The organism is Actinocorallia longicatena (genome assembly GCF_039534125.1).
GTDB classification, from domain to species: domain Bacteria; phylum Actinomycetota; class Actinomycetes; order Streptosporangiales; family Streptosporangiaceae; genus Actinocorallia; species Actinocorallia longicatena.
In genome coordinates this window covers 150,518-163,650 of record NZ_BAAAUV010000007.1, presented here as the reverse complement: position 1 = coordinate 163,650, position 13,133 = coordinate 150,518, and the positions used below count along the sequence as shown (strand labels likewise).

12 protein-coding genes and 1 tRNA gene are annotated in these 13,133 nt (G+C 68.6%); 10 read left to right on the top strand and 3 right to left on the bottom strand.

What is annotated here, in order from left to right; genetic code table 11:
• Positions 1-107: 107 nt before the first annotated feature.
• From gnd to ABD785_RS16420, 7 genes are all read left to right on the top strand, one after another.
• Entirely contained in the window at positions 108-983 is an 876-nt protein-coding gene (gene gnd / locus ABD785_RS16450) for a phosphogluconate dehydrogenase (NAD(+)-dependent, decarboxylating) (protein ID WP_344828912.1), read from the top strand.
• Positions 984-1,083: 100 nt separating this feature from the next.
• Entirely contained in the window at positions 1,084-2,202 is a 1,119-nt protein-coding gene (gene recF, locus ABD785_RS16445; RefSeq protein WP_344828910.1) for a DNA replication/repair protein RecF, read from the top strand.
• Positions 2,195-2,671 carry a DciA family protein gene (locus tag ABD785_RS16440; protein ID WP_344828908.1) on the top strand — a complete coding sequence of 159 codons (477 nt, stop codon included), beginning with the start codon at positions 2,195-2,197 and terminating at the stop codon, positions 2,669-2,671. Before recF ends, ABD785_RS16440 begins: the two co-directional genes overlap by 8 nt.
• 290 nt (positions 2,672-2,961) lie before the next feature.
• Positions 2,962-4,908, top strand: coding sequence for a DNA topoisomerase (ATP-hydrolyzing) subunit B (gyrB, locus tag ABD785_RS16435; RefSeq protein WP_344828906.1), 1,947 nt, complete (start codon positions 2,962-2,964; stop codon positions 4,906-4,908).
• A 47-nt stretch (positions 4,909-4,955) separates the two neighbouring features.
• Positions 4,956-7,475: a DNA gyrase subunit A gene (gene gyrA / locus ABD785_RS16430; protein WP_344828904.1), complete on the top strand. Its 2,520-nt coding sequence runs from the start codon at positions 4,956-4,958 to the stop codon at positions 7,473-7,475.
• The gene (locus ABD785_RS16425; RefSeq protein WP_344828902.1) at positions 7,472-8,227 is read left to right on the top strand and encodes a DUF3566 domain-containing protein; all 756 of its coding nucleotides are present in this window, start codon (positions 7,472-7,474) and stop codon (positions 8,225-8,227) included. Before gyrA ends, ABD785_RS16425 begins: the two co-directional genes overlap by 4 nt.
• A 76-nt stretch (positions 8,228-8,303) precedes the next feature.
• A tRNA-Ile gene (locus ABD785_RS16420) sits at positions 8,304-8,377 on the top strand.
• A 118-nt stretch (positions 8,378-8,495) separates the two neighbouring features.
• Here ABD785_RS16420 and ABD785_RS16415 read toward each other — a convergent pair.
• Entirely contained in the window at positions 8,496-8,822 is a 327-nt protein-coding gene (locus ABD785_RS16415) for a cupin domain-containing protein (protein ID WP_344828901.1), read from the bottom strand.
• Positions 8,823-8,958: 136 nt separating this feature from the next.
• Between ABD785_RS16415 and ABD785_RS16410 the strand changes: the two genes are divergently transcribed.
• Positions 8,959-9,558: a signal protein gene (locus ABD785_RS16410; protein ID WP_344828899.1), complete on the top strand. Its 600-nt coding sequence runs from the start codon at positions 8,959-8,961 to the stop codon at positions 9,556-9,558.
• Between the two features lie 21 nt (positions 9,559-9,579).
• Here the strand turns inward: ABD785_RS16410 and ABD785_RS16405 are convergent, their stop codons facing one another.
• Together ABD785_RS16405 and ABD785_RS16400 are read right to left on the bottom strand one after the other, a co-directional pair.
• Positions 9,580-10,434 (bottom strand): oxygenase MpaB family protein, encoded by an 855-nt coding sequence (locus ABD785_RS16405; protein WP_344828898.1) that lies wholly within the window; start codon positions 10,432-10,434, stop codon positions 9,580-9,582.
• Positions 10,435-10,467: 33 nt separating this feature from the next.
• Entirely contained in the window at positions 10,468-11,190 is a 723-nt protein-coding gene (locus ABD785_RS16400) for a GntR family transcriptional regulator (protein ID WP_344828897.1), read from the bottom strand.
• A 93-nt stretch (positions 11,191-11,283) separates the two neighbouring features.
• Between ABD785_RS16400 and ABD785_RS16395 the strand changes: the two genes are divergently transcribed.
• On the top strand, positions 11,284-11,868 hold the full coding sequence (locus tag ABD785_RS16395; RefSeq protein WP_344828896.1) for a TetR/AcrR family transcriptional regulator: 585 nt from the start codon (positions 11,284-11,286) through the stop codon (positions 11,866-11,868).
• Positions 11,869-11,950: 82 nt separating this feature from the next.
• Entirely contained in the window at positions 11,951-13,132 is a 1,182-nt protein-coding gene (locus ABD785_RS16390; protein ID WP_344828894.1) for a cytochrome P450, read from the top strand.
• Position 13,133 lies beyond the last annotated feature (1 nt).

Genomic DNA, 13,133 nt, shown 5'->3' with positions numbered 1-13,133 from the left:
CTGGGTAGGGGGTTCCCTGTGGAGGAGTAGCTTTGACGGCGCGATCCCACAAGGAACCGACATATAAGCCCCGGCCGGGCCGGGGATTCTCCCTACCAAGGAGCGGCATGGAACTCGGCCTCATCGGCTTGGGCAAGATGGGCGGGAACATGGCCGAGCGGCTGCGCCGCGGCGGTCACACGGTCGTGGGCTACGACCGCGACCCGGCCATCAGCGACGTCAAGTCCCTCGAAGAACTCGTCTCCCGGCTGCCCGCGCCCCGCGTGGTGTGGGTCATGGTCCCGGCGGGCGGGCCCACCCAGGCGACCATCGAGCAGCTCGGAGCCCTGCTCTCCCCCGGTGACCTCGTCATCGACGGCGGGAACTCCCACTATGTGGACGACCAGCGGCACGCCGTCGACCTGGCGAAGAAGGGCATCGGCTTCGTCGACTGCGGTGTCTCCGGCGGCGTCTGGGGCCTGCAGAACGGCTACGCGCTGATGGTGGGCGGCACGGAGGACGACGTCGCCAAGGCTCAGCCGATCTTCGACACCCTCAAGCCGGAGGGCGAGTTCGGTTTCGTCCACAGCGGCGCGGTCGGCGCGGGCCACTTCGTGAAGATGGTCCACAACGGCATCGAGTACGGCATGATGCAGTCCTTCGCCGAGGGCTACGAGCTGATCAAGGCCTCGGGCGTGGTCACCAACGTGCCGGAGACCTTCCGCAGCTGGCAGGAGGGCACGGTCATCCGGTCCTGGCTGCTCGACCTCCTCAACAACGCGCTGAAGGAGGACCCGGACCTCGCCGACATCCGCGGTTACGCACAGGACAGCGGAGAGGGCCGGTGGACCATCCAGGCGGCCGTGGACCACGCGGTCCCGCTGCCCGCGATCACGGCCTCGCTGTACGCGCGCTTCTCCTCCCGCCAGGAGGACTCCCCGTCGATGAAGGTCGTCGCGGCGCTGCGCAACCAGTTCGGTGGACACGCTGTGGAAAAGAAGTAGGACGGCGCGGACCCTGTGGATCGGCGTCCGGAACCGTTTCGAACGCCGATCCGCCCCGGCACCACCCTCGCACCGCCGGGAAGCCGTACCCTCGGTTCTCGTGCACGTCGCCCATCTGAGTCTCGCCGACTTCCGTTCCTATGCCACCGCCGAGGTGCCGATGGAGCCGGGAGTCAGCGCCTTCGTGGGCCTGAACGGGCAGGGCAAGACCAATCTCGTCGAGGCGATCGGCTACGTCGCCACCCACGGCAGCCACCGCGTCGCCACCGACGCCCCGCTGATCAGGCAGGGCGCGGCCCGGGCGATCGTCCGGGCCAAGGTCGTCCGGGACGTCCGTGAGGCCTTCATCGAGATGGAGATCAACGCGGGCCGTGCCAACAGGGTCCGGCTGAACCGGGGCGTCGTCCCCAGGCCGCGGGACATCCTGGGGATGCTGCGGACCGTCCTGTTCGCGCCCGAGGACCTGGCTTTGGTGAAGGGCGATCCGAGCGAGCGCCGCCGCTTCCTCGACGAGCTCCTCACCCTGCGCACACCGCGGTTCGCCGGGGTCCGCTCCGACTACGACCGGGTCCTGAAGCAGCGCAACGCCCTGTTGAAAACCGCGGTGCAGCAGCGGCGCGCTCCGTCCACAGAGCTGTTGACGACGCTCGAGGTCTTCGACTCCCACCTCGTCCAGGTCGGCGCGGAGCTCCTCGCGGCCCGGCTCGACCTCGTCTCCCAGCTCGGGCCGCTCGTGGCCAAGGCCTACGAGGAGCTCGCCCCCACCGGCGGCGCCGCGCTGGAGTACAAGTGCTCGCGCGAAGGGGAGTTGTCCACAGACCGTGCACAGCTCGCGGAGTTCCTGTTGACAGGGCTCCAGGAGGTCCGGCGGCAGGAGCTGGCGCGCGGCACGAGCCTCGTCGGCCCCCATCGCGACGAGCTCCTGCTGAAACTCGGCGACTTCCCCGCCAGGGGATACGCCAGCCACGGCGAGTCCTGGTCCTTCGCGCTGGCCCTGCGCCTGGCGGCCTATGAGCTGCTGCGGGCGGACGGCGACGACCCCGTCCTCATCCTCGACGACGTCTTCGCCGAGCTGGACTCCGGCCGCCGCCGCCGGCTCGCCGAGATGGTCGCCCCCGCCGAGCAGGTCCTGATCACCGCGGCCGTGCCCGAGGACGTCCCGCGAGAACTGTCGGGGGCGACCTATAACGTCACCTCCGGGGAGGTGGCCCGTGTCTGAGGACGAGCAGCCGAAGAAGACCGGTATCGAGCTGGCGCGCGAGGCGCTGGCGCAGGCCAGGGCCGACGCCGCCAAGCGGCAGTCGGTGCCGGGACAGCGCCGCAGGAACACCCGGGTGACGCCCCGGGACCCCAAGCGCAGCCGCAGCGATCCCCAGGCCTTCGGAGCGACGATCAAGAAACTGCTCGCCGACCGGGGCTGGGAGGAGAAGGCGGCCGTCGGCGGCGTCTTCGGCAACTGGGCGGGCATCGTCGGCCCCGAGCTGGCGGCGCACACCTCGCCCGGCGCCTTCGAGGGCGGTGAGCTGGTCGTCAACTGCGACTCCCCCGCGTGGGCGCAGCAGGTCAGGCTGCTCGCGGGCCAGCTGGTGAAGCGGCTCAACCAGGAGCTGGGCGACAACACCGTCACCAGGGTGAAGGTCGTCGGGCCGCAGACCCCGCGCAAGCCCGGGCAATGGCGCGTCCGCTGAGGCATTCCGCCGCAAACCGGGCGCGGATGTTTTGGACATCGCCAGTTCGTTTGTCAAGCCGCACGTACGCCCCAGTACCCCCCGGGTCGAGTAGGGGGACATCCGCTGAGATCCCATCGGGCTTCTGCGACGACTTGAGGGCCCGTCAGTGCCACTATCTACGCCCTGACCCGGTAGACTGACTATGGGTACAGGACACTGCACCGTAGCGGCGACCCGACGACGGGTTGCCTTTAAGTGTGTTACGGGGCATGCGCAAACGGTGGGTGTCCCCGGCAGGAGGCTTCCCTTTGTCGTACGACGCTAGTTCGATCACTGTTCTCGAGGGCCTGGAAGCGGTGCGCAAGCGCCCCGGCATGTACATCGGGTCCACCGGAGAGCGAGGACTGCACCACCTCGTCTACGAGATCGTGGACAACGCCGTGGACGAGGCGCTGGCCGGTCACAACGACCGGATCGTCGTGACGCTGATGCGCGACGGCGCCGTCAGGGTCGAGGACTGGGGCCGCGGTATCCCCGTCGGCCTCCACCCTGTGGAAAAGGTGCCGGCCGTCCAGCTGGTGCTGACCACCCTGCACGCGGGCGGCAAGTTCGACAGCCAGTCCTACGCGGTCTCCGGCGGTCTGCACGGTGTGGGCGCGGCGGTCGTCAACGCGCTGTCCACAAGGCTCGAGGTGGAGGTCAGGGCCGACGGCCACTACTGGCGCCAGCAGTACGCGATCGGCGTCCCCGAGACCGAGCTGGTCAAGGGAGAGGTCGCCGAGGACACCGGCACGACCGTCACCTTCTGGGCCGACGACGACATCTTCGAGACCACCGAGTACAGCTTCGAGACCCTCAGCCGCCGGCTCCAGGAGATGGCCTTCCTCAACAGGGGACTGTCGATCACCCTGGTCGACGAGCGCGAGGGCCACGAGGACGACGACGGCCGGCCGTTCCGGGTCGTCTACCACTACGAGGGCGGCATCTCCGACTTCGTGCGGCACCTCAACAGCAAGAAGGAGGCCGTCCACCCGACGGTCATCGACTTCGGCGCCGAGGGCGAGGGCATCGCCGTCGAGATCGCGATGCAGTGGAACGGCTCCTACGCCGACTCCATCCACAGCTTCGCCAACACCATCAACACGGCCGAGGGCGGCACCCACGAAGAGGGCTTCCGCTCGGCGCTGACGAACATCGTCAACGACTACGGCTTCGGCCGCGGCCTGCTGCGCGAGGGCAAGGACGAGCGGCTGAGCGGCGAGGACTGCCGTGAGGGCCTGACCTGCATCATCTCGGTCAAGCTCTCGGACCCGCAGTTCGAGGGCCAGACCAAGACCAAGCTCGGCAACACCGAGGCCCGCTCGTTCGTCCAGAAGACCTGCAACAAGGTCCTCAAGGACTGGTTCGAGGAGAACCCCGGCGAGGCCAAGGCCATCATCGACAAGGCGTCGCAGGCGGCCCGCGCCCGGATCGCCGCCCGCCAGGCCCGCGACCTGACCCGCCGCAAGTCGCTGCTGGAGTCGACCTCGCTGCCCGGCAAGCTGAGCGACTGCCAGTCGACCGACCCGGCCCTGTCGGAGATCTACGTGGTCGAGGGCGACTCGGCCGGCGGCTCCGCCAAGGGCGGCCGCGACCCGAAGTTCCAGGCCATCCTGCCGATCCGCGGCAAGATCCTGAACGTCGAGAAGGCGCGCATCGACAAGGTCCTCAAGAACAACGAGGTCCAGGCCATGATCACCGCGCTCGGCGCGGGCATCCACGACGAGTTCGACATCACCAAGCTGCGCTATCACAAGATCATCCTGATGGCCGACGCCGACGTCGACGGACAGCACATCCGCACGTTGCTGCTGACCCTGCTGTTCCGCTTCATGAAGCCGCTGGTCGAGGCGGGCCACGTCTTCCTGGCCCAGCCGCCGCTCTACAAGATCAAGTGGAACACGACCGGCACGGACTACACCTATGTGTACTCCGACCGCGAGCGCGACCAGGCCATCGAGGCCGGCATCGCCAACGGCAAGCGCGACCCGCGCACCCGCGACGGCATCCAGCGCTTCAAGGGCCTCGGCGAGATGAACGCCGACGAGCTGTGGTCGACCACGATGGACCCGGCGCGGCGCGTCCTGCTCCAGATCACCCTGGACGACGCGGCGCAGGCCGACGACCTGTTCTCCGTCCTCATGGGTGAGGACGTCGAGGCGCGGCGCGGATTCATCCAGCGGAACGCCAAGGACGTCCGCTTCCTGGACATCTGATGTCCCTTCACATCTTCTTGACCACTGACGTAGTAAATGGGGATTAAGTGACTGAGGTGTCTGAAGGTCCGCAGCACGACCGGATCGAGCCGGTCGACATCCAGGTCGAGATGCAGAAGTCGTATCTCGACTACGCGATGTCGGTCATCGTCGGCCGCGCGCTGCCGGACGTCAGGGACGGCCTGAAGCCGGTCCACCGCCGGGTGCTCTACGCGATGTACGACGGCGGCTACCGTCCTGACCGGGGCTACTTCAAGTGCGCCCGCGTCGTCGGCGACGTCATGGGCTCCTACCACCCGCACGGCGACTCCTCGATCTACGACGCCCTCGTCCGGCTGGCGCAGCCGTGGTCGCTGCGCTACCCGATGGTCGACGGCCAGGGGAACTTCGGCTCCCCCGGCAACGACCCGGCCGCGGCCATGCGTTACACCGAGTGCCGCATGGCCCCGCTGGCCATGGAGCTGCTCCGCGACATCGAGAAGGAGACCGTCGACTTCTCGCCGAACTACGACGGCAAGCAGCAGGAACCGGACGTCATGCCGGCGCGGTTCCCGAACCTGCTCGTCAACGGCTCGGCCGGCATCGCGGTCGGCATGGCGACCAACATCCCGCCGCACAACCTGCGCGAGGTCGCCGACGGCGTCAAGTGGTACCTGGACAACTGGGGCTCCTCCGACGAGGAGCTGCTCGACGCGCTGATCGAGCGGATCAAGGGCCCGGACTTCCCGACCGGCGCGCTGATCGTCGGCAAGCGCGGCATCGAGGACGCCTACCGGACGGGCCGCGGCTCGATCACGATGCGGGCGATCGTCGAGGTCGAGGAGATCCAGAACCGGACGTGCCTGGTCGTCACGGCCCTGCCGTACCAGGTCAACCCGGACAACCTCGCGCTGAAGATCGCGGAGCTCGTCAAGGACGGCAAGCTCACCGGGATCGCGGACGTCAAGGACGAGACCTCGGGCCGCACCGGCCAGCGCCTGGTCATCGTGCTCAAGCGCGACGCCGTCGCCAAGGTCGTCCTCAACAACCTGTACAAGCACACGCAGCTCCAGGACACCTTCGGCGCGAACATGCTCGCCCTGGTCGACGGGGTGCCGCGCACGCTGCGGATCGACCAGTTCGTCCGCAACTGGGTGACCCACCAGATCGAGGTCATCGTCCGGCGCACGCGCTTCCTGCTGCGCAAGGCCGAGGAACGCGCCCACATCCTGCGCGGCCTGCTCAAGGCCCTCGACCGGATCGAAGAGGTCATCGCCCTCATCCGGCGCAGCCCGTCGGCGTCCGAGGCCGAGCAGGGCTTGATCGCGCTGCTGGAGATCGACCAGATCCAGGCACGCGCGATCCTCGACATGCAGCTGCGCAAGCTCGCCGCCCTGGAGCGGCAGGCCATCCTGGACGAGTACGAGTCCCTGATGGCGGAGATCGCCGACTACAACGACATCCTGGGCTCGACCGAGCGCCAGCGTCAGATCGTCGCGGACGAGCTGGCCGTCATCGTCGACAAGTTCGGCGACGAGCGCCGTACCGAGATCATCCCCTTCGACGGCGACATGTCCATCGAGGACCTGATCGCCGAAGAGGACATGGTCATCACGATCACCCGCTCCGGCTACGCCAAGCGCACCAGGACCGACCTGTACCGGGCCCAGCGCCGCGGCGGCAAGGGCGTCCGGGGAGCGCAGCTCAAGCAGGACGACATCGTCGAGCACTTCTTCGTGACGACGACGCACCACTGGATCCTGTTCTTCACGAACAAGGGCCGGGTGTACCGGGCGAAGGCCTACGAACTGCCCGACTCCGGCCGGGACGCCCGCGGTCAGCACGTCGCGAACCTGCTCGCCTTCCAGCCGGACGAGAAGATCGCCCAGGTCATGGACCTGCGCGACTACGAGGTCGCCCCGTACCTGGTCATCGCCACGAAGAGCGGCATGATCAAGAAGACGGTGCTGTCGGCCTACGACTCGCCGCGCTCGGCCGGTCTCATCGCGATCGACCTCAAGGATGACGACGAGGTCATCGCGGCCCGGCTAGCCTCCCAGGATGACGATCTGCTCATGGTGTCGACCTCGGCCCAGGCGATCCGGTTCCACGCCGACGACGACCAGCTGCGGCCCATGGGCCGTGACACCCGGGGCGTGATCGGCATGCGATTCGAGGAGGAGCAGGAAGTCCTCGACGTCCACGTCATCCACCCCGGCGAGAGCGAAGAGGTGCTCGTCGCGACCGAGGGCGGCTACGCCAAGCGGACTCCCGCCGACCAATACCCGGTTCAAGGCCGGGGGGGTAAGGGAGTGCTCACCGCTAAGATCGTGCAAAACCGCGGCAGGTTGGTAGGGGCGCTCATGGTCCGGCCCGAGGACGAGGTGTTCGCTATGACGTCGAGCGGCGGCGTCATCCGCACCAGCGCGGGCGAGATCAAGCAGTCCGGTCGCCAGACCATGGGGGTCCGGCTCGTCAACCTCGCCGAGGGCGGATCCGATGTCGTGGTCGCCATCGCGAGGAACGTAGAGTCCATCGAGGACTCCGCGGATGCCGAGCCGGGGGAAGAGGGAAGTGAGAGCCCGTGAGTACGACCTCTAGCCAGGACAGCAAGGCGGAGGGCAAACAGCCCGACGCCGAGGAGAAGACCGTGGACGAGGCCGTTTCCGCCGAGCAGGGGGGCGCCGAGCAGAAGGCGAACGGCTCCTCTCCCGCCGCGGAGAACCCGGCCGAGGCGACCGTGATCGACCCGCCGTGGACCGCGGCGGCCGAGCCCTCGGACTCGGTCTTCGCCGACCGGGTCCCCGGCGCGGGCTTCAGCCCGGTCGAGACCCTGGACACGGCGGAGCCCGGCGCGGCGACCATGACGGCCCCGGTCGACAAGCCGGTGGCGAGCGCCGCCGGTTCGTCCCTGAGCGCCCGGTTCGGACGTGCCGTGGGGTCGAGCCCGAGCATCGACGGGAAGTCGGCCCGCAGGGCCCACCTCCAGGTCTCGCGGTTCGAGCCCTGGTCGGTGATGAAGTTCAGCTTCGTCATGTCGCTGGTCTGCTTCGTCGTCCTGTTCGTGGCGGTGACGGTCCTCTACATGATCCTCAGCGGCCTCGGCGTCTTCGACTCGATCACCGAGACGATCAACGAGACGACCCGCTCGTCCTCGGACACCACGGGAACCGACGCCGCCACCTGGTTCAGCGCCGGCCGCATCCTGGGCTACACGGCCCTCCTGGGTGCCGTGAACGTCCTGCTGATCACCGCCCTCGCCACGGTCGGCTCCGTGATCTACAACCTCGCCGCGGACTTCGTCGGCGGGGTCGAGGTCACCCTCAAGGAAGCCGAGTAACCCAGTTCGCGTTGCCCAACGAGATGGAGTAACCTTCTGTCTCGTTGCCGGGAAGCAAAAGCCCGGAGCAACGCCCGGGCGTATAGCTCAGTCGGTTAGAGCGCATCCCTGATAAGGATGAGGCCCCAGGTTCAAGTCCTGGTACGCCCACCGGAAGCACGTAAGTCGAAGGGCCGGTTCTCGTGAAAGAGAACCGGCCCTTCGGCGTTGATGAAGTGGTCGGGGAAATGGCCGGGGGTGATATCCCCAGGGTGTGGATGCCGGTGGGTCAGGGGTTGAGGTTGGTCACCGTGGTGAGGAGGACGGCGGAGTCCTCCAGGGCGGTGAGGCCGTGGCGTTCCTGGGGGATGGGGTGGATCTGGGCGGTGGTCAGTTCCTGGTCGCCGCTGGAGGCGGTGAGGAGGACCCGGCCGGTCAGAACCTGGAGGCTGGCCGCCGGGGGAGCGTTGTGATCTTCCAGGCGGGATCCCGCGGTCAGGGCGATCACCGTCTGGCGCAGGGGGCCCTGGGTCAGGAACAGGTGGGCGCCGCGGCCGTGGGCGTCGGAACGGGCCTTCTCCAGGCAGGTGCGCGTCGTCGCTGTGAGATCTTCCACGGATGTGCCCTTCCCACTGGACGGCGAGTGGCACCTCTTTCGGGCGGTGGAAGAGGATCTTTTGGCCGTCCGCTGAGGCCAGACCGTTAGACGAAATGATCACACTGGGGCGTATCGGGCGCGCTAAGGTGCCGGAATGTTCAGGACCGCCGCTGTTGCCCTTGGGATCTCGCTGCTTCTGACCGGATGCGCCGAGAAGTCCGGAGAACACGAGGACGCCAAGCCGCTCGCGCAGCCCGTCGCGAACGTCACGGATCTGCAGGGCCGCTGGTGGAACTGGGTGCTGTCGACCAAGACCGCGACCAGCCCGATCGGTGACGACAAGGGCGCGAACTGCGCGGTGAAGCAGCCCGAGGACGTCTGGTTCCTCGCGGGGACCTTCGGCGGGTCGGTGCAGCGCTCCTGCGACGTCCCGGCGGGGCGCAACATCCTCGCGCCGCTGCTCAACCTGTTCTCCGAGGGCGAGGAGGACTGCCGGCAGTTCATGAAGGCGGCCAAGGGCTCGGCGGTGCTCGACGGAGCGTCGCTGGAGGTGGAGACCGTGGCCTCCGCCCCCTTCACCGCCACGCCCGAGGCCGGCAACCCGCTGGAGTGGGAGCCGGGCACCTACCGGGTCTTCGGCTGCGGAATGTACGTCCGGATCCCCCCGCTCACCGCCGGCGAGCACACCCTGGAGCTCAGAGGCGCCTCGGGCTCCTTCGCCAACGGCGTCGACTACGCGCTGACCGTCCGCTAGAAGGGACGGCCTGCGGGGCGGTCAGACGATCGGCTTTCCGGTGCGGAAGCGGCGGCGGGTGTCCCACAGGTAGAGGTTGAAGGGGAACTGGCGCAGCGCGCGCGGCATGGCCCTGTTGACCTTCGCCGAGACGCGGATGAAGTTGTCGAAGCGGCGCTGGCTCAGGCCGTCCCAGCGCAGGCCGAACTCGTCGCGGAAGCGCTGGGGCAGGAAGCCAGTGGTGAGGAAGAGGCCGAGCGGGCCGAGCGTGCGGCGGAACGGTCCGGGCAGGAAGCCGAACTGGGCGAGGTTCAGCAGGTAGGCGCGCGTCGTCTCATCGGTCTCGATCTTGTCGAGGCCGTCGTTCCAGTACTTCTCGAACGCCGCGCGGTCGGCGGGCCACTGGTCGCGGGACATCTGGAGCGTCGTGCCGAACCGGGCGCCGTGCTGGTAGAGGACGTCCTTGGCCTGCTCGTCGAGGGGGCCGTGGAGCATCTCGTAGACCATTTCGGTGCCGAGGTAGAGGCAGGCGGCGACCCAGAGCTGGAGCTCGCGGTCGAAGGCGTTGTACTTGACCGGTGCCGAGGAGCGGACCTGGCGGTGCTGCTTGTCGACCTCGGCGCGGAAGGCCAGCCGTTCGTCGGCGCCGCCGATCAGCGCGATCGCGATGTAGGAGAGGGTGGTGCGCGCCCGCTTCACCGGGTGCAGGTCGACCCGGCCGCTGTCGACCTTGCTGTGGGCGACGCCGTGCCCGACCGGCAGGCGGGCGAGCTGCATCATGATGTTGGCCGAGGCGGCCGCGAGGGCCAGGCCGGTCAGCGCGTCGTCGACGATCGGGGGGATCGGCTCGTCCTTCACTCCGGGCTCGGAGGGCAGGGGGGCCACCGCGTTGCTCATGAGCGACACGGTCGCATAAGTGGATACTTACTATCAAGGGGTCTGCTTGCGCTTCCTGCGCCGTGCCCGGGCGACCCTGTCGGGGTCGAAATCGGGAACCGCCCAGCTCAGGGCCATGGTGACCGACGGCTCCCGCCAGTCGGCGACGTGGCGCAGAGCACAGTCGGCGGCCTTGTCGCCGTCGCCCGAGGCGATCTGCTCATAGAGGTCGCCGTGCTCGGCGCACTGCTCGACGATGTCCCGTTCGGCGGTCAGGTGGAACAGGCGCTGCATCCGCAGTTCGACCGGGCGCATCAGTGACGTCAGCAGCGGGTTGGCCGCCAGCCGGACGATCTCCGCGTGGAAGGCGGCGTTCGCCAGGGCGATCCGGGACAGATCGGCGCGGGCGGTGGCCTTCTCGATCTCCCGGACCCGGCGGCGCAGCAGCCACAGCCCCTCCTTGCCGGCCCGCTCGGCGGCGAGCCTGGCGGCGAGGGACTCCAGTGACTCGCGCAGGTCGAACAGGTCGCGGACGTCGGCGGGGGTGAAGGGGGCGACCAGGGCGCCCTTGCCGGGGACGACCAGCACCAGGCCGTCTGTCTCGAGCCTGCGCAGCGCCTCGCGGAGGGGGATGCGGGAGACTCCGAGTTCGGCCGCGATGTCGCGTTCGAACAGCCGCTGCCCGGGGGCGAGCTCGGCCGAGATGATCCGGCGCTTGAGGGTCTCGTAAGCCAGGTCTCGGAGCGAGCCGCGCTCGATCGGCAGCGGTTCTGCCACCGTCGCCACCTCCCGTTCGGATATCCGGACCACACACATTAAGGGCATACCGGAGTGGTCAGGGATCCTTGCGGACAACGGTATACTGAACAGATGTCTGGACAACTGTCCACGCCCGGGGCCACGGCCGGCGCGAATCCGCCCCACGAATCCACCCGCCGGCGGCTCACCGACCGTCAGGCCGACACCGTCCGGCGGCTGACCGAGGCCGCCGTCGCGGAGGTCCGCGAAACGGGGTACGAGGGGCTGACCGTCAGGAACGTCGCCCGCAGGGCCGGGGTGGCGCCCGCGACGGCCTACACCTACTTCGCCTCCAAGAACCACCTGCTCACCGAGGTCTTCTGGCGCCGCCTCGACGGTCTGCCGCCCTCGACCGGCGACGTCGCGGAGGTCCTGCGCGACATCGCCCTGCTGGTGGCGGGCGAGCCCGAACTGGCCGCCGCCTGCACGACCGCGATGCTCGCCTCCGACCCGGATGTCCAGGAACTGCGGCTGAGGGTCGGCGGGACCATCCACAACCGGTTGAAGCAGGCGCTCGGGCGCAACGACCCCGTCATCCTGGACGCCCTGGAGATGGCCTATTCCGGCGCCCTCCTCCAGGCGGGGATGGGCTACACCTCCTACGCCGAAGTGGCCGACCGCCTCCACAAGGTCGCCGGGCTGATCGCACCCTCCTGAGCCTTCCCTCCGGCCGGAGCCCCATCCCCGTCGGGGGTGGGGCTCTTGTCAGTGCGGGCCAACTGAACTAATGTCTGGACACGTGTCCAGTCAGTTGAGTTACAGCCCTTACGACTACCGGATTCACGAGGATCCCTACCCGGTGTACGAGCGCCTCCTGGAGGAGGCGCCGATCTACCGCAACGAGGAACTCGGGTTCTGGGCGCTGTCGCGGCATGCCGACGTCGCGGGGGCGTTCCGCGATTGGGAGGCCTACTCCAGCATCAACGGGGTCGCCCTCGACCCCTCGTCCTGGGGGCCGCAGGCGCACCGGGTGATGTCGATCCTGGCGCTCGACCCGCCCCGCCACACCCGCCTGCGGGCGCTGGTGTCCAAGGGGTTCACCCCACGGCGGGTCCGCGAGCTGCACCCGCGCATCCTGGAGCTGACGAAGCGGTACCTGGAGCCCGCCGTCGAGGAGGGGAGCTTCGACTTCGTCGCCGAGTTCGCGGGCAAGCTGCCCATGGACGTCATCTCCGAGCTGATGGGCGTGCCGGAGTCCGACCGGGCCGAGCTGCGCAGGCTCGGCGACATGGTCGTCCACCGCGAGGAGGGCCTGAACGACGTGCCGCCCGCCGGCATGGAGGCCGCCCTCACCCTGATCGGCTACTACGTCGACCTGGTCGCGGAGAAGCGCAGGAAGCCCGCCGACGACCTCACCACCGCTTTGACCGAGGCCCAGATCGACGGCGACCGGCTCGAGGACAAGGAGATCATCGCCTTCCTCTTCCTCATGGTCGTCGCGGGCAACGAGACCACGACCAAGCTGCTCGCCAACTCCCTCTACTGGGCGTGGAAGCACGGGCTCACCCGCGACGCCCTCCACAACCCTGTGGACGGCTGGATCGAGGAGACGCTCCGCTACGACCCCTCCAGCCAGCAGATCGCCCGCACCGTCGCCCAGGACGCCGTCTACCACGGGCAGAAGGTCGAGGCCGGCGACCGGCTCCTCCTGCTGATCGGCGCGGCCAACCGGGACCCCCGGGTCTTCACCGATCCCTCCGTCTACGACCTCAGCCGTGACACCTCCCAGATCATCAGCTTCGGCGCGGGACGGCACTACTGCCTCGGCGCCAACATGGCCCGGCTCGAAGCCCAGATCGCCCTGGCCGAGCTCTCCTCCCGCATCTCCGACTACGAGATCGACGAATCCGCCGCGGTGCGGGTCCACTCCTCGAACGTCCGCGGGTTCGCCCGTCTCCCCCTCATCACCACCCCCCGTTGAC

Excerpts from the sequence above, each read along its gene's own strand:
- gnd (WP_344828912.1), top strand. The coding sequence starts at position 108 with ATGGAACTCGGCCTCATCGGCTTGGGCAAGATGGGCGGGAACATGGCC.
- ABD785_RS16410 (WP_344828899.1), top strand. The coding sequence starts at position 8,959 with ATGTTCAGGACCGCCGCTGTTGCCCTTGGGATCTCGCTGCTTCTGACC.
- ABD785_RS16405 (WP_344828898.1), bottom strand. The coding sequence starts at position 10,434 with ATGAGCAACGCGGTGGCCCCCCTGCCCTCCGAGCCCGGAGTGAAGGAC.
- ABD785_RS16395 (WP_344828896.1), top strand. The coding sequence starts at position 11,284 with ATGTCTGGACAACTGTCCACGCCCGGGGCCACGGCCGGCGCGAATCCG.